This is a genomic window from Paucibacter sediminis (assembly GCF_030254645.1).
Classification (GTDB): Bacteria; Pseudomonadota; Gammaproteobacteria; order Burkholderiales; family Burkholderiaceae_C; genus Paucibacter_B; species Paucibacter_B sediminis.
Map to the genome: position 1 here is coordinate 3,932,420 of NZ_CP116346.1, position 16,253 is coordinate 3,948,672.

A 16,253-nucleotide genomic window follows, 5' to 3' on the forward strand; every position below is an offset into this window, starting at 1 on the left:
CGCGGATCCCGAACCCCCTAAATAGCGCATGAGCCTGCTGATCCTGGAGCCACTCGAGCTGGAAGTGATGCAATGGTTGTCCGAGCGGCATCCGGTGCATTACGCCCCCGAGCTCGCGCTGGAGCCGCAGGCCTTGAAGGGGCTGCTGCACCAGGCCCAGGGTCTGGTCTTGCCCCCCTCGGTGGCGCTGGACGCCAGCCTGATACGCATGGCGCCCAAGTTGCGCGTGGTCGGGCGCATGAGCGCCGGGGCCGAAAACATCGATCTCGAGGCCTGCCGGGCGGCGCGCGTGGAGGTGGTGCGCAGCCTCACCGCCACCGCGGCGGCCGAGGCCGAATTCGTGATCGGCGCCTTGCTTGCGCTGCTGCGGCGTGTGCCGGTGCAGTCCACCGACGGCATGTGGGTGGGGCGCGAGCTGGGCTGCGCCACCATCGGTCTGATCGGCATGACGCCGGCCTCGCGCATGCTGGCGCAGATCCTGCCGGTGTTTGGCACGCGCGTGCTGGGCTATGACCCCAGCCTGCACCAAAACGACCCGCTGTGGGCGCAATGGGGCATCGAGCCCCTGCCGCTGAAGGACCTGATGGAACAGTCCGACGGCGTGAGCGTGCAGCTGGCCTATTTCCAGCGCTACCGCGGCCTCATCGGCGAGCGCGTGCTGGGCTTCGCCAGGCCCTCGCAGGTGCTGGTGAGCCTGGGCCATTCGGCCCTGTTCGACGAGCAGGCGCTGGCCGAGGCCCTGCACAGCGGCCGCGTGCTGGCCGCCTGGTTCGACAGCGTCGAGCCCGGCCTGATGGAGCCGGGGCGGCCGCTCTACGGCGCGCCGGGCCTGCAGGTGACGCCGCGCGTGGCCAGCACCACGCGCGAGTCGCGCACGCGCGCCGCCTGGGGCATTGCGCGGCGCATCGACGAGCTGCTGATGATTCCGCCCGAACCCGCGGCGGAATTCCGTTCGACTACGCCAGCCGCGCTGCCTGATCCTGTAGCCGAGCAACGGTGGCGCTGAACTCGGCCACGCGCTGACGCTCCTGCTCCACCACGGCGGCGGGCGCGCGCGCCACGAAGCTCTCGTTGGTCAGCTTGCCTTGGGCCTTGCTGATCTCACCCTGCAGACGCGCGATTTCCTTGGCCAGGCGGGCCTGCTCGGCCGCCACGTCGATCTCCACCTTGAGCGCCAGGCGTGCCTCGCCATGCACCAGCACCGGCGAGCTGGCGCTGGCCTTGGCGAACTCGGCCTCGTCGGCGATCAGCTGCACATCGGCGAGCTTGGCCAGCGCCTTCAGCAGCAGCGCCGCTTCGGCGATGAAGCCGGTGTCGCCGCCCACCAGGAGCGGCACGCGCTCCGAGGGGCTCAGCGCCATCTCGCTGCGCAGGCTGCGGCAGGTGCCCACCAGCGCCTTCAGATTGGCCACCCAGGCCTCGGCCTTTGCGTCGATGCGCTCGGGCTGTGCCAGCGGGTAGGGCGCGTTGACGATGTAGTCGGTATTCTTGCGTCCGGCCAGCGGAGCCACCGTCTGCCACAGCTCCTCGGTGATGAAGGGCGCGATCGGGTGCAGCAGGCGCAGCATGGTTTCCAGCGTGCGCACCAGGGTGCGGCGGGTGGCGCGCTGCTGCGCTTCGTCGCCGCTCTGGATCTGCACCTTGGCGATTTCCAGGTACCAGTCGCAGTACTCGTCCCACACAAAGGAGTAGATCGCGTTGGCGACGTTGTCCAGGCGGTAGTCGGCAAAGCCCTGGGCCACCGCCTGCTCGACGCGCTGCAGCTCGCTGGCGATCCAGCGGTCGGCCTGGCTGAAGCTCATATAGCCGGGCGGGCATTGGCCCTGCTCATGCGCGAGGCCGCAATCCTGGCCCTCGGTGTTCATCAGCACGAACTTGGTGGCGTTCCAGAGCTTGTTGCAGAAGTTGCGATAGCCCTCGCAGCGCTTGCTGTCGAAGTTGATGTTGCGACCCAAGGACGCCAGCGAGGCGAAGGTGAAGCGCAGCGCATCGGCACCGAAGCCGGGAATGCCCTCGGGGAACTCCTTCTCGGTGGCCTTGCGCACCTTGGGCGCCGTCTCGGGGCGGCGCAGGCCGGTGGTGCGCTTGTCCAGCAGGGGGCCGAGCTCGATGCCGTCGATCAGGTCCACCGGGTCCAGCACATTGCCCTCGCTCTTGCTCATCTTCTGGCCCTGCGAGTCGCGCACCAGGCCATGGATGTAGACATGCTTGAACGGCACCTTGCCGGTGAAGTGCGTGGTCATCATGATCATCCGGGCGACCCAGAAGAAGATGATGTCGTAGCCGGTCACCAGCACCGAGGAGGGCAGGAAGAGATCCTGTTCCAGCGTCTGCTCGGGCCAGCCCAGCGTGGAGAAGGGCACCATGGCCGAGGAGTACCAGGTGTCCAGCACATCCTCGTCGCGCGTCAGTGCGCCGCTATAGCCGGCGGCGGCGGCCTTGGCGCGCGCCTCCTCCTCGCTGCGTGCCACGAACAGCTCGCCACCGGTGCCGTACCAGGCCGGGATCTGGTGGCCCCACCAGAGCTGGCGCGAGATGCACCAGTCCTGGATGTTGTTCATCCAGTGGTTGTAGGTGTTGACCCATTGCTCGGGGTAGAACTTCACCGAGCCGTCGGCCACCACCTCGGTGGCGCGCTGGGCGATGCTCTTGCCATCCTTGCCCGGCTTGCTGACGGCCATGAACCACTGGTCGGTCAGCATCGGTTCGATCACCTGGCCGGTGCGCTCGCAGCGCGGCACCATCAGCTTGTGCTTCTTCACCTCGACCAGCAGGCCCAGGGCCTCCAGATCGGCGACGACCTTCTTGCGCGCGACAAAGCGGTCCAGGCCGCGGTAGGCCTCGGGCGCGTTGTCGTTGATGGTGGCGTCCAGCGTCAGCACGCAGATCATCGGCAGGCCATGGCGCTGGCCCACCGCGTAGTCGTTGGTGTCGTGGGCGGGCGTGACCTTGACCACGCCGGTGCCGAATTCGCGGTCCACATAGTCGTCGGCAATCACCGGGATCTCGCGCCCGGTGAGCGGCAGCGTCACCCGCTTGCCGATCAGCGCCTGGTAGCGCTCGTCCTCGGGGTGCACCATCACCGCCACGTCGCCCAGCATGGTCTCGGGGCGGGTGGTGGCCACCACGATCTCGCCCGCGCCATCGGCCATCGGGTAGCGGATATGCCAGAGGAAACCGTCCTCCTCCTCGCTGCTGACCTCCAGATCGGAGACGGCTGACTTCAGCACCGGGTCCCAGCTCACCAGGCGCTTGCCGCGGTAGATCAGGCCGTCGTCGAACAGCTGCACAAAGGTCTCCGTCACCACCTTGGAGAGCTTCTCGTCCATGGTGAAGTACTCGTGCTCCCAGGAGACCGAGTCGCCCATGCGGCGCATCTGGCGCGTGATGGTGTTGCCGGACTCCTGCTTCCACTCCCAGACGCGCGCGACGAAGTTCTTGCGGCCCAGGTCGTGGCGGGTTTTCTCACCTTCTACGCCGCGCTCCTGCAGCTGGCGCTCCACCACGATCTGGGTGGCGATGCCGGCATGGTCGGTGCCCGGCACCCACAGGGTGTTGTGGCCCCGCATGCGGTGGTAGCGCGTCAACGAGTCCATGATGGTCTGGTTGAAGGCATGGCCCATGTGCAGGGTGCCGGTCACATTGGGCGGAGGCAGCTGGATGCAGAAAGACTCGCGCGCCTTGTCCAGGCTGGGCTTGTACAGACCCTTGGACTCCCACAGGGGGCCCCAATGGGCTTCCAGGGCGGCGGGTTCGAAGGACTTGGCGAGTTCGGTCATGGCAAGGTTCACTTCAATACAAAGGCAAAGGGGCGAACTCCCGGTCCGGGAGCCGCCCCTGGCGTGGAGACGGGGGATGCCCCGATTGTCCTACATGAACAGATGCTCCCCGGCGTTTTCACCCCCGAGGATCACGTAGTTCACCTTGCGCAGATCGGCGAGCTGCTTGCCGCCTGAGTAGGAGACCGAGCTCTGCACGTCCTCCTGCATCTCGCGCAAGGTGTCGGCCAGCTTGCCCTTCACCGGCTCGAGGATGCGCTTGCCCTCGACATGCTTGTACTCGCCCTTGTTGAAGTCCGAGGCCGAACCGTAGTACTCCTTGAAGAGTTTGCCGTCCACCTCGACGGTGGCGCCGGGCGACTCCTCATGGCCGGCGAACAGCGAGCCCACCATCACCATGGCGGCGCCGAAGCGCACACTCTTGGCGATGTCGCCATGGTGGCGGATACCGCCGTCGGCAATGATGGGCTTGGTGGCCACGCGCGCACACCATTTCAGCGCCGAGAGCTGCCAGCCGCCGGTGCCGAAGCCGGTCTTCAAGCGCGTGATGCAGACCTTGCCCGGGCCGATGCCCACCTTGGTGGCGTCGGCGCCCCAGTTCTCCAGGTCGATCACGCCCTCGGGCGTGCCCACATTGCCGGCGATCACGAAGGCCTTGGGCAGCTTCTGCTTGATGTGCGCGATCATGCGCTGCACGCTGTCGGCATGGCCGTGGGCGATGTCGATGGTGATGTAGTCGGCGCCCACACCATCGGCGGCCAGGGCATCGATCACCGCGTAGTCGGCCGGCTTGACGCCCGAGCTGATCGAGACGAACAGGCCCTTGTCGCGCATGCTGCGCGCGTAGGCCACGTTGTCGAGATCGAAGCGGTGCATCACGTAGAAGTAGCCATTGGCGGCCAGGTATTCGGTGATGCTTTCATCCACCACCGTCTTCATATTGGCCGGCACCACCGGCAGCTTGAAGCGGCGCGGGCCGAATTCGATCGAGGTGTCGCATTCGGCGCGGCTTTCCACGCGGCATTTGCGCGGCAGCAACAGGATGTTGTCGTAGTCAAAAATTTCCATGACGGAAGTCCAAGTTCGCAAGGTCGGGATGCGTTCGTGCAGTGCATGCCCTGGGCTGCGAGCGCTTGACTTGGAGCCCGGCCGGCCCGCGAAGCCGTCCGAGGCAAGGGACGGTGCAGGCACAAAAAACCGGGCGCCAATATTTGGGCCCGGTGCCCGATTCTACGCAGATTCCACCGCCATGCTGAACACCCTTAAGCGGTGCCTGCATAGCGGTCGCTACACTTCCGGCACCGCCCGCCCGCCTGGTGGGCACCAGAATCCGAGATTCATATGCATGCAGTCGTCATCAGCGGCACCGGCATCTACACGCCGCCGCACACCATCAGCAACGCCGAGCTGGTGCAAGCCTTCAACCAGTACGTGGACCTGCAGAACGCCCAACATGCCGAGGCCATTGCGGCCGGCACGCATGAGGCGCTGACGCATTCCAGCGTCGAGTTCATTGAAAAGGCCTCCGGCATCAAGCAGCGCTATGTGATCGAGAAAGAGGGTGTGCTCGACCCCACCCGCATGTACCCGCGCTTTGCCGAGCGCGCCGACGATCAGCTCTCGCTGATGGCCGAGATCGCCGTGGTGGCGGCCCGCGACGCGCTGGCCGCGGCCGGCAAGCAGGCCAGCGAGGTGGACGCGATCTTCTGCGCCGCCGCCAATATGCAGCGCGCCTACCCGGCCATGGCGGTGGAGATCCAGCAGGCCCTGGGCGCCGGCGGCTACGGCTTCGACATGAACGTGGCCTGCTCCTCGGCCACCTTCGCGCTCGAGCAGGCCTATAACGCGGTGCGTTCGGGCGCCAGCAAATGCGTGCTGGTGGTGAACCCCGAGATCACCTCGGCCCACCTGGAGTGGAAGGACCGCGACTGCCACTTCATCTTCGGCGATGTCTGCACCGCCATCGTGGTCGAGCGTGCCGACACCGCCACCGCCGCCGAGCAATGGGAGGTGCTGGGCACCAAGCTGGCCACGCAGTTCTCCAACAACATCCGCAACAACTTCGGTTTCATGAACCGCAGCGAGGACAGCGACCCGCTAGCACGCGACAAGACCTTCCGCCAGGAGGGCCGCAAGGTCTTCAAGGAAGTGGTGCCGATCGCCGCCGCCCATATCGAGGGCCATCTGAAGGCGCTGGACAAGGCCCCCACCGACGTGCGCCGGTTCTGGCTGCACCAGGCCAATCTGGGCATGAACCAACTGGTCATCAAGCGCCTGGTCGGCGGTGAAGCCGGCTCCGACGTGGCGCCGCTGATCCTGGACGAGTTCGCCAACACCGCCTCGGCCGGCTCCATCATCGCCTTCCACCGTCACCGTGCCGACCTGGCCCCGGGCGATCTGGGCGTGATCTGCTCCTTCGGCGCCGGCTATTCGGTCGGCAGCGTGATCGTCAGGAAGCGATAGCTAGATCCCAGGGGCCGAGGCCGGCGGCGAACTGGCCGCCGCATCCAGGCCGATGAAGCGGATGCCGGCCTCGCCGGCAAACTCCTCGAAGCTCCAGTCGCCACCCTCGGGTCGCACCAGGCCCTCGGTGGGCGGCGCGATCTCGGCCACCGGCACGCCCTTGAGCGCCACGCTCATGAAATCGATCCAGGCCGGCAGGGCCATGCCGCCACCGGTCTCGCGGTCGCCCAGGCTGCGCGGGTTGTCATAGCCGATCCACACCACCGCCGCCAGGCTCGGTTGGTAGCCGGCAAACCAGGCGTCCACCGCATCGTTGGTGGTGCCGGTCTTGCCATAGATGTCGGGCCGGCGCAGGCTGGCCTGGGCGCGCGCCGCGGTGCCGCTGCGCGCCACCTCCTGCAAGAGGCTGCTCATCACGAAGGCGTTGCGCTCGGGAATGGCGCGGTTGTCCTCGCTGATGGCGGGGGCCTCGGCCTCGAACAGCGGCACTCCCTTGGCATCGGTGATGCGCGTGATGATGAGGGGCTTGAGCGCATGGCCGCCGTTGGCAAACACCGCGTAGGCGCTGGCCATCTGCAGCGGCGTCACCGAGCCCGAGCCCAGCGCCAGCGTGAGGTTGTCGGGCTGCTTGTCCTGGTCCAGGCCGAAACGGCCGGCCCAGGCCTTGGCGCGCTGCGGGCCCAGCTGTTCCAGCACTCGGATCGTCACCATGTTCTTGGAACGCGCCAACGCCTGGCGCACCGTCATCGGGCCGTCGAAAGTGCCGTCGTAGTTCTTGGGCTCCCAGTCGCCGGCCACGAAGGGCGCGTCGTTCACCAGGGTGGCGGGCGAGACCCCCAGCTCCAGCGCCGACGAATAGACGATGGGCTTGAAGCTCGAGCCCGGCTGGCGCCAGGCCTGGGTGACATGGTTGAACTGGTTGCGCGCGAAATCGAAGCCGCCCACCAGCGCGTGCACGCGCCCGCTGCCGGGCTCCAGCGCCACTAGCGCGCCCTCGGCCTCGGGCGCCTGGGTGATCAGCCAGGCGCCTTGCGGCTCGGCCTTGCTGGGCGCGCCGCGCAGCACGCGGATGATGCTGCCGCTGCGGATGCGCAGCTCGCTCCTGGCCTTGTCGGACAGCGCGGCCTGCACCGAGCGCAGGCCTTCGCCCGTGATCACCAGATCCTCGCCGCTCTGCAGGCTGGCCAGCACCTTGGCGGGCGAGGCCTGGGTCACCACCGCGGCGCGCAACTCGTCCTGGTCGGGGTGCTCGGCGAGCGCCTGGGTGATGGCAGCGTCCTGCTCGGCGGCATCGCCGGGCAGGTCCACATGGCCCTCGGGGCCGCGGTAGGGCTTGCGGCGCTCGTATTCCATCAGGGTCTTGCGCAGCGCCTTGTAGGCGGCCTGCTGCTGCTCGGCCACCAGGGTGGTGTAGACCTTCAGGCCGCGGCTGTAGGCCTCGTCGCCGTACTGCGCATGCACCACGGCGCGCGCCATCTCGGCCGCGTACTCGGCATGCAGGCGCGGGTCCTGGGCCGAGCGGATATGCAGCTTCTCGGCCTTGGCGGCGGCATAGTCCTCGGGGCTGATCAGGCCGGTGTCGTGCATGCGCTCCAGCACGATCAGCTGGCGCCGCGTGGCGCGCTGGAAGTTGCTGATCGGGTTGGCGTAATAGGGGTTCTGCGGCAGGCCGGCCAGCATCGCGGTCTCGGCAATGCTCAGCTCCTTCAGGCTCTTGCCGAAGTAGGCCGCCGCCGCCGCTTCGAAGCCGTAGGCCCGCTGACCCAGATAGATCTGGTTCATATAGACCTCGAGGATCTGCTGCTTGCTCAGCTGGCTCTCGATCTTCAGCGCCAGCATCATCTCGACGAACTTGCGCGTGTAGAGCTTCTTCTTGGTGAGGTAGAGATCGCGCGCCAGCTGCTGCGTGATGGTGGAGGCGCCCTGGCTGCGCGAGCTGAACAGATTCGCCAGTGCGGCACGCGCGATGCCCGGGTAGTAGAGCCCGCCATGCTCGTAGAAGCCGGTGTCCTCGATCGCCAGCAGGGCGTCCTGCATGCGCTTGGGAATGTCCTTGAGCGGCAGGTAGTGGCGGCGCTCGGCGCCGAACTCGCCCATCAGCTGGCCATCCGCGGTGTAGACGCGCAGGGGCTGGCGCGGCTGGTAGTCGGTGAGGTTGTCGATCGAGGGCAGGTTGGGGTAGACCAGGGCCGCGGCCATCGCCAGCAGCAGCACCAGCAGCGCGGCCGTGGCGGCCAGGATGATGAGCAGGCGTTGCCAGGCCAGGCCGGACTGGGACGCGAAGGAGTGGCTGAAGCGTGTGCGCATCAAGGCGGGTCAGACAAGCGGGGACAGGTGATTATCGCGACCCTTCGGTGAAGGCCTGCTGAAGCGGCGGGGCAGCGATCGGTTATCGTGCCGGCCATGCAAGCCCTGACCTTCTACTGGCACGATTACGAAACCTTCGGTCGCGTGCCGCGCCGCGACCGCCCCTCGCAGTTCGCCGGCATCCGCACCGACGCCGAACTCAATGAGATCGGCGCGCCCCTGATGGTGTACTGCCGGCCCGCGCCCGACTACCTGCCCGAGCCCGAGGCCTGCCTGCTCACCGGCATCCTGCCGCAGACCTGCCTCGAACAGGGCCTGGCCGAGCATGAGTTCGCCGCCGCCATCGAGGCCGAGCTGGCAAGACCTGGCACCGTGGGCCTGGGCTACAACACCATACGCTTTGACGACGAGGTGACGCGCCATCTGTTCTGGCGCAACCTGATGGACCCCTATGCGCGCGAGTGGCAGAACGACTGCGGCCGCTGGGATCTGCTGGACGTGGTGCGCTGCGCCTACGCGCTGCGCCCCGAGGGCATTGAATGGCCCAGGCACGAGGACGGCCGCCCCTCCTTCAAGCTGGAGCATCTCAGCGCCGCCAATGGCCTCGCCCACGAGGCGGCGCACGACGCGCTCTCGGACGTGCGCGCCACCATCGCGCTGGCGCGCCTGCTCAGGAGTGCCCAGCCCAAGCTGTTCGAGTTCTGCCTCAGGCTGCGCAAGAAGGAGGCGGTGTGGGCCGAGATCGGCGTGGGCCGCCCCTTCCTGCACATCTCCGGCATGTATGGCGTGGAGCGCGGCTGCATGGCCCTGGTGTGGCCGCTGGCGCCGCACCCGAGCAACAAGAACGAGCTGATCGTCTGGGACCTGGCCAGCGATCCGGCCGAGCTGCTGACGCTCAACGCCGAGGCGATCCGCGCACGCATGTTCGTCAAGCAGGAGGCGCTGGAGGAGGGCGTGACGCGCTTGCCCATCAAGACCATCCACGTCAACAAATCGCCCATCGTGATCGGCAATCTGAAGACGCTCAGCTCCGCCATGGCCGAGCGCTGGGGGCTGGACCTGGCGCAGGGCCTGCGGCATGCCGAGCTGCTGGCGCGCGAGGGCCAGCTGCTGGCCGGGCTCTGGGGCGAGGTGTTCCAGCGCCCCGCGGCGGCCGGGCCGGTGGACGTGGACGAGGATCTCTATGGCGGTTTTCTGAGCCCCGACGACCGGCGCCTGCTGAATCGCCTGCGCGGCCTCGATGCCGCGGCCCTGGCCGAGCGCGTGGCGCAGGGCAAGGCGGCGTTCCAGGACGCGCGCCTGGCCGAGCTGCTGTTCCGCTACCGCGCCCGCAACTTTCCCGCGTCGCTCAGCGATGCCGAGCAGGCGCAGTGGCAGGCGCATTGCGCCGCGCGCCTGCATGCCGGTGCGGGCGGCGCGCAGACGCTGGCGCAGTTCTTCGAGCGCATCGACGCGCTGGGCGAGAGCGCCGAGGACGAGCGCAGCGAGGCCATCCTCGGCGCGCTCTACGACTACGCCGAGCAGATCGCGCCGCCGCCGCCGTGAATGCGGCGGTCTGCTAGAGCCAGTCCTTCCAGCGCAGGCGGATGCGCTCCAACTCGCCATTGCGGGCGATCACCTCCTGGCCCCGATCCATCAGCTCGCGCAGGGCCTGGTGCTGGGGGCGTGACTTGGCCATTGCGAAATGCAGGGGCATGCGCTCCAGGGCCGGCTCCATCCAGACGAATTGCGCGGCCGCGCCTTTCAACTCGGTATTGATGAGGTAGCGCGCCACGCCCTTGTCGATCAGCACCAGATCTACCCGGCCGGCCAGCAGCTTGCGCAGATTGGTGAGGTCATCGCGCGCCGGGTCGGCCTTCGCACCCAGTTGCACCGCCTGCTCGAAGGCCTTGGGGTTGGCATAGCCCTGCACGGTGCCGATGTGCAGACCGGCAAGGTCCGCGGGCAGCTGGTTCTTGGCCGCGTTGCGCTGCGTGGCCAGGCCGAAATAGCCGACCTGGTTGTCGATGCCCATGGGCTTGGCGAAATCCATGACGCGTTCGCGCTCGGGCTGGTACCAGGCGCCGATCACGCCGTCGTGCTGGCCCGCCTCCAGCTCGGTGAGGGCGCGCGCCCAGGGGCGGAACGCGACCTGCAGGCGCCAGCCCTGGCTGGCCAGGGCGGCACGCGCGATCGCCACCGGCACGCCTTGCTCGGGCAGTTTCTCGCCCATATAGGGCGCGAATTCGGTGGTGACCAGATGAAGCACCGGCGCATCGGCTGGCATGGCTTCCGGCTGCGCGCTGCCGGCCTTGCTATAAGCAGCGCAGGCCAGCATGGCCAGGCTGCATAGCCAACGCCGCCGGTGCCAGGTCTTGCCTGCGGCGCGCTTGCTTGCGGTGCTCGCGGTGATGCGCGGATTCATGCCTGCTTGCCCAACGTCGTTCTTGTCACCCCACACCCATCCGGAGGTCTTGCCGTGAATCGTAGCGATCAGTACATCGGATTGTGCCGCCTATTGATGCTCGCCCTGCTGGGGGGATCGGCCATGGCCGGCGAGGTGCCCGCCGGCGGCGCGGCGGATCTGCGCGCCCAGGTCTGGGCCGCGGAATGCGCGTTCGCGCGCAGCATGGCCGAGCGCGATCTGCCGGCCTTCGAGCGCCATCTCTCCGAGCAGGCGCTGTTCTTCGGCTCCAGCCAGGTGCACCGCGGCAAGCCGGCGGTGCTGGCGGCCTGGAAAGGTTTTTACGAGGGCGCGCAGGCGCCGTTCTCCTGGGCGCCCGATTCGGTCGAGGTGCTGGGCGACGGCACGCTGGCCCATTCCACCGGGCCGGTGCGCAATCCCCAGGGCGAGCTGGTGTCGCGCTTTGCCTCGGTGTGGCGGCAGGAGGCGCCGGGCCAATGGCGCATCGTGCTCGACAAGGGCGTGCCGCTCACGGCCGCCGAGCGCGAGCGCGCCAAGGAGGCGCCGGCCAAGCCGCTGTGCCCCTGAAATTTACCGGGCCGTGGCCGGGTAGCGCTGCTGGTATTTGTCGCGCAGCCGGGTCTGGCGGTCTTCCAACGCCAGCTCGCGGCCGGCGATGAAGATGCGCTCGATGCGGGTGCCGGCCTCCAGCGGATCGCCATCGGCGACGAACAGATTGGCCAGCCGGCCCGGCTGCAGCGAGCCCAGCAAGGCCTCGGCGCCGAGGATCTGCGCGGGGTAGAGCGTGATGGCCTTGAGCGCTTCGGCGCGCGGCAGGCCATGGGCGACGGCGGTGGCGGCCTCGAAGGGCAGGCGGCGCTCGTTGGCCGCATCGCCCTCCGCGCCGCCGCGCGCGATGCAGTAGCGCAGCCCGGCCGCATGCAGGCGCGCGGCCAGGCGCAAGGGCGCGTCCGCCGCATCGTCGCGGCGCAGCGGCAGCCGGTGCACGCCGGCAATCACCACCGCGGCATCGGCCGCCTTGAGGGCGTCGGCCAGCAGCGGGGCGTCGTAGCCGCCCACGATCACCAGCTTCAGATGGTGGCGCTGGGCCAGGCCCAGGGCCCAGCGTATCTGCGCCGCCTCGTCGGCATGCACGAACACCGGCAGCTCGCCGCGCAGCGCCGGCAGCATCGCCTCCCAGCGCGTGTCCGGCGCCAGGCCGGGTTCGGCGCTGCGCGCCTTCAGATAGGCGGCGGCCTGCTCGAAGCTCTCCTCCAGGCTTTGCAGACGCTGGCGCGCCAGGCGCTTGTAGTCGGCCAGCCTGGCCTCGTCCAGCATCGGCAGCAGCTGCGCATTGGCGCGCAGCGAGGGCGGGCGCACATGCAGGCCCACGGCGGGGCGCAGCGCCATGTCCTCCCAGTTCCAGCCGTCCAGTTGCAGCAGGGCCGAGGTGCCCGAGATCAGGCCGGCCGGGCCGCTGCGCGGCACCGTCTGCGTGGCCAGCACGCCGTTGGCGCGCGTCACCGGGATCAGCTCGCTGTCGGCATTCACCGCCACCAGCGCGCGCGCGTTCGGATTCAGGCTGCCGGCCTCGGCGGTGTCGACGGTGGCGCGCACCGCGGCCACCTCCACCAGGCCCAGGGCCGAATTGGCGGCGATGAAACCGGGGTAGACATGCTTGCCGGGCAGGGCCAGGCGCTCGGTGCCGGCGGGCAGCTGGAGGGCCTCGCCCTCGGCGGCCACCGCGCTGATGCGGCCCTGCTCCAGCAGCAATTGGCCGCGCTCCAGCACCGCGCCGCTGACGGTGTGCAGGGTTGCGCCGCTGATCAGCAGCGGCCGGCTCTGCGGCGCGGGCGGCACATTGGGCGTGCCGTGCACAGCGCCGCTGGTGAGCAGCGCTGCCAGCCAAATAGTCGTGATGCTGGCCCCGCGCTTCATGGTGCGTCCTCCGTGCATTCATGCCAGGCCCCGCCGGCCCAATAGCTGCCACGCAGGCGCGTGGCCTGGTGGACCTCGTTCTGCAAGGCCAGCCAGTCCAGCAGCTCGCGCACCGGGCTGCCGCCCGCGGCCGCGGGGCGGCCGGCGGGTGCCGCCTGCAGCGCGGCCAGGCGCTCGGGCAGGGCCTTGGCCAGCAGGCGCTGGCGTTCGCGCTCGGCGGCCTGGCGCAGCTCGGCATCGCGCGCCAGGCTGTAGCTGCGGCGGCCGTCGATCCAGGTCTGCTCGGCACGGCTGTAGCCGGACAGCGGCGGGCCGCTCCAGATCACGAAGTCGGCGTCCTTGCCGGGTTCTAGCGAGCCGACGCGCTGCTCCACGCCCAGCTGGCGCGCCGGGTTGATGGTCACCAGCTTGAGCGCCTCGGGCTCGGACATGCCACCGTACTTGACCGCCTTGGCGGCCTCGGTGTTGAGGCGGCGCGCCAGTTCGTCGCTGTCGGAGTTGAAGCTGGACAGCACGCCGGCGCGCGTCATGATGACGCCGTTGTAGGGCACGGCGTCCTGTACCTCCATCTTGTAGGTCCACCAATCGCTGAAGGTGGAGGCGCCGGCGCCGATGCTGGCGATCTCGCTGGCCACCTTGTAGCCCTCCAGCACATGCTGGAAGGCCGCCACGCGCAGGCCGAATTCCCTGGCCAGGCGGGTGAACATCAGGATCTCGTCGGCGCGGTAGGCATGGATGTGGATGGCGCGCTTGCGCTCCAGCAGCTCCACCAGGGTCTCCAGCTGCAGATCGCGGCGCGGCTCGGCGATCGCCTTGGGGTTGCCCTGCCAGCGCGCGCGCTCGCGCTGGTAATGGCGCGCGGTCTGGAAGGCGTCGCGCAGCAGCTGCTCCACGCCCATGCGGGTCTGCGGGTAGCGGCTGCTCGCGGCCTCCCAGCTCTGCTTGACGTTCTCGCCCAGCGCGAACTTGATGCCGGGCAGGGCGCCCTTGAACTTCAGCGCCTCGGCGTCCTGGCCCCAGCGCAGCTTGATCACCTGGCTCTGGCCGCCGATGGTGTTGGCCGAACCATGCAGCAGATTGGCGGTGGTGAGGCCGCCGGCCAGCTCGCGGTAGAGGTTGATGTCGGTGGCGTCCAGCACATCGCCCACCCGCACCTCGGCGGTGATGGAACTGCTGAACTCGTTGATGCCGCGCGCGATCGCGGTATGCGAATGCGCGTCGATCAGGCCCGCGCTGACATGCTTGCCGGCCAGCTCCAGCAGCTCGGCGCCGGCCGGGGCCTTGAGGTCCTGGCCGATGGCGCTGATCTTGCCGTCCTGCACCAGCAGGTCGTGGTTCTCCAGCTTGCCGGCGGGGCCGCTGGTCCAGAGCGTGGCATGGCGCAGCAGCAGGGCCGCGGGGCGTGGCGCCAGGGTTTCGGCCAGCGCGCCGGCCGGGTAGCCGGCCGAGGGCGGGGGCGGCAGGGCTTCCGCCTTGGGCGGGGCCGCCTCGCCGGCCTGGTGCGGCGCCACGCGCCGCGCCTCCCAGCTCTGCCGGCTGCCATCGGGCCGCAGCAGCTGGCCGCTGAGGCGCTCGCCATCGAGCTCGGCCACCAGCTGCTGCCATTGCGCGGGCTCGACCTGGCCGCAGGGCAGGCGCAGCAGCAGCTGGCGGCCCTGCTGGCGCAGCTCGCAGCGCGCATCGCCCAGGCTCAGCTCGGGCTTGGCCGCGCTGCCGCCAATCTGCCAGCTCGCGTCGGCGAGCTGCCAGCGCCCGCGCAGATCGGGGCGCGCGGCGGCTTCCAGCGCATAGGGCTGGCCATCGACAAAACTCCACTCCGGCTCGGCCTGCTCGTCGCGGAACAGGTCGCCGCGGGCGATCAGCAGATTCGCCAGATGGCCCGGCTCCAGGCTGCCCAGTCGTGCGCTTTCGCCCACCAGCCGGGCCGGCACGGTGGTCAGCGCGGCCAGGGCCTGCTCGGGCGCCAGGCCGCGGCGCACCGCCTGGCGCAGGCGCGGCCAGAACTCGCGGCGCGGCTCCTTGAGCCCATGGGCCGAGAGTGCGAACTCCAGGCCCTGGGCCGCCAGATAGGCCGCGTTGGAGGGCGCCTGCTCCCAATGCTGCAGGGTCTCCAGGCCCACATCCAGCGCGGCATCGGGCTGCTCCAGCTCGGGCGCGGGCGGGAAGTTGAGCGGCAGCAGCAGCGGCGCGCCCAGCGCCTTGAGCTGGGCCGCGCGACGGTATTCGTGGCCATTGCCCTGCAGCACCAGTCTGAAGCCGAACTCCTCGCGCAGGCGGCCGATGCGCGCATAGTCCTGCTCGTCGTCGGCGGCGAAGAACACCGGCTGGCGCCCGGCCACCGCGTCCTGCAGCGCCGCCAGGCCGGCATGGGCGGCGATGCGCTCAATGCCCTGGGGGCCGCCACGGGCGGCCTGCTGCGCCTGCCCGTACCAGCGCGTGTCCGACCAGGTCTGGCGCAGCAGCGCGATGCTGCCCATCAGCGAATTGGGATAGGCGCGCCCGTTGTCCACATCCAGGCCCAGATGCTGGGCCACGCGCTCGGCCAGCAGCAGGCGCTTGGCGTCACCGCCATCGCCCAGGTTCAGCAGCGCGCTCTGGCCGCGGAAGATGCCCACCGAGGGCGCGGCCAGCACGGTGGTGAAACCCAGCTCGCGCGCGGCCTTGAGCTCATCGGCCTTGAGTTCCAGCTGCGTGCCCACCTGCTGTTCGGCGCGCAGCATGGTGTTGGACGCCGCCAGGCCGCGGCCCGTCAGCGGCGGGATCGGCCGCGCGGCGGCCGGCGGCGCGTCGGCGCCGGGGCCCCAGCGCGGGTTGACGGGCGGCCGCTCGCGCAGGGCCGCGGGCACGCCCAGGCTGCTGGCCAGGTCGATGAAGCCGGCATAGACGGTGCGGCCGGGCAGGGCCCAGACGCGCGCACCCGCCGGCACCGGCAGCTGGGCGCCGACGGCCACGATCAGGCCGTCGCGCATCACCAGGGTGCCGCGTTCGATCACCTTGCCGGGCGCCAGCACCAGGCGCGCCTCGGTGATGGCGTGCCAGCGCGGGCTGTGGTCGTGCAGGCCTTCGACGCGCTCGACGCCGGGCTGGGCCGCCGCCGTCAGCACCAGCGCGCCGGCCGCCAGGGCGAAAACAGACCGCGGCGCGCGTGGCGCACCGCATCGATGGCTGGGCATGGCATCCTCCTTGGGCCCGGCTAGGGCGGGTCTTGCTGGCAGGCACTCTAGGGGCTGGGCAGCGACCCGGCCATGCGGGATTGCGTGGGGCCGCCGCCGCGGCGTGCGAATGCTGAACCAGTCAAACAAGGTCTTGTTCGGGCTTTTCAGGCAGGCGCAAACGCGGTACACCCTCAAGCATGGCCCGCTGCGTGTCGAAAAGTCCTGCTG

At 69.4% G+C, this 16,253-nt stretch carries 10 protein-coding genes; 4 read left to right on the forward strand and 6 right to left on the reverse strand.

Translation table 11 applies throughout. From position 1 onward, the window contains the following. The first annotated feature begins 28 nt into the window (after positions 1–28). Positions 29–1,006, forward strand: coding sequence for an NAD(P)-dependent oxidoreductase (locus PFX98_RS18270; RefSeq protein WP_285231921.1), 978 nt, complete (start codon positions 29–31; stop codon positions 1,004–1,006). Here the strand turns inward: PFX98_RS18270 and PFX98_RS18275 are convergent. Then, complete coding sequence (locus PFX98_RS18275) at positions 957–3,779, reverse strand: valine--tRNA ligase (protein WP_285231922.1); 2,823 nt, start codon at positions 3,777–3,779, stop codon at positions 957–959. The genes PFX98_RS18270 and PFX98_RS18275 overlap by 50 nt on opposite strands. Before the next feature lie 90 nt (positions 3,780–3,869). Beyond that, positions 3,870–4,847 (reverse strand): GMP reductase, encoded by a 978-nt coding sequence (locus PFX98_RS18280; protein WP_285231923.1) that lies wholly within the window; start codon positions 4,845–4,847, stop codon positions 3,870–3,872. A 273-nt stretch (positions 4,848–5,120) separates the two neighbouring features. Here PFX98_RS18280 and PFX98_RS18285 point away from each other — a divergent pair, with 273 nt between their 5' ends. Further along, entirely contained in the window at positions 5,121–6,242 is a 1,122-nt protein-coding gene (locus tag PFX98_RS18285) for a beta-ketoacyl-ACP synthase III (RefSeq protein ID WP_285231924.1), read from the forward strand. Here the strand turns inward: PFX98_RS18285 and PFX98_RS18290 are convergent, their stop codons facing one another. Further along, a complete protein-coding gene (locus PFX98_RS18290; protein WP_285231925.1) occupies positions 6,243–8,549 on the reverse strand; it encodes a penicillin-binding protein 1A in 2,307 nt (768 codons plus the stop codon). A gap of 96 nt (positions 8,550–8,645) precedes the next feature. Between PFX98_RS18290 and sbcB the strand changes: the two genes are divergently transcribed. Next, the gene (gene sbcB, locus PFX98_RS18295; RefSeq protein WP_285231926.1) at positions 8,646–10,094 is read left to right on the forward strand and encodes an exodeoxyribonuclease I; all 1,449 of its coding nucleotides are present in this window, start codon (positions 8,646–8,648) and stop codon (positions 10,092–10,094) included. Between the two features lie 13 nt (positions 10,095–10,107). Here sbcB and PFX98_RS18300 read toward each other — a convergent pair whose 3' ends face one another. After that, positions 10,108–10,953 carry a substrate-binding periplasmic protein gene (locus PFX98_RS18300; protein ID WP_285231927.1) on the reverse strand — a complete coding sequence of 282 codons (846 nt, stop codon included), beginning with the start codon at positions 10,951–10,953 and terminating at the stop codon, positions 10,108–10,110. Between the two features lie 54 nt (positions 10,954–11,007). On the opposite strand from PFX98_RS18300, the gene PFX98_RS18305 reads away from it, so the two are divergent. After that, entirely contained in the window at positions 11,008–11,520 is a 513-nt protein-coding gene (locus PFX98_RS18305) for a YybH family protein (protein ID WP_285231928.1), read from the forward strand. 3 nt (positions 11,521–11,523) lie between these two features. Here PFX98_RS18305 and PFX98_RS18310 read toward each other — a convergent pair whose 3' ends face one another. Together PFX98_RS18310 and PFX98_RS18315 are read right to left on the reverse strand one after the other, a co-directional pair. Then, complete coding sequence (locus PFX98_RS18310; protein ID WP_285231929.1) at positions 11,524–12,870, reverse strand: amidohydrolase family protein; 1,347 nt, start codon at positions 12,868–12,870, stop codon at positions 11,524–11,526. Continuing rightward, entirely contained in the window at positions 12,867–16,043 is a 3,177-nt protein-coding gene (locus tag PFX98_RS18315) for an amidohydrolase family protein (RefSeq protein ID WP_285231930.1), read from the reverse strand. The genes PFX98_RS18310 and PFX98_RS18315 overlap by 4 nt, the downstream gene beginning before the upstream one ends. Positions 16,044–16,253: the final 210 nt, after the last annotated feature.

Excerpts from the sequence above, each read along its gene's own strand:
- PFX98_RS18270 (WP_285231921.1), top strand. The coding sequence starts at position 29 with ATGAGCCTGCTGATCCTGGAGCCACTCGAGCTGGAAGTGATGCAATGG.
- PFX98_RS18280 (WP_285231923.1), bottom strand. The coding sequence starts at position 4,847 with ATGGAAATTTTTGACTACGACAACATCCTGTTGCTGCCGCGCAAATGC.
- PFX98_RS18315 (WP_285231930.1), bottom strand. The coding sequence starts at position 16,043 with ATGCCCAGCCATCGATGCGGTGCGCCACGCGCGCCGCGGTCTGTTTTC.
- sbcB (WP_285231926.1), top strand. The coding sequence starts at position 8,646 with ATGCAAGCCCTGACCTTCTACTGGCACGATTACGAAACCTTCGGTCGC.
- PFX98_RS18285 (WP_285231924.1), top strand. The coding sequence starts at position 5,121 with ATGCATGCAGTCGTCATCAGCGGCACCGGCATCTACACGCCGCCGCAC.
- PFX98_RS18310 (WP_285231929.1), bottom strand. The coding sequence starts at position 12,870 with ATGAAGCGCGGGGCCAGCATCACGACTATTTGGCTGGCAGCGCTGCTC.
- PFX98_RS18300 (WP_285231927.1), bottom strand. The coding sequence starts at position 10,953 with ATGAATCCGCGCATCACCGCGAGCACCGCAAGCAAGCGCGCCGCAGGC.
- PFX98_RS18275 (WP_285231922.1), bottom strand. The coding sequence starts at position 3,779 with ATGACCGAACTCGCCAAGTCCTTCGAACCCGCCGCCCTGGAAGCCCAT.
- PFX98_RS18290 (WP_285231925.1), bottom strand. The coding sequence starts at position 8,549 with ATGCGCACACGCTTCAGCCACTCCTTCGCGTCCCAGTCCGGCCTGGCC.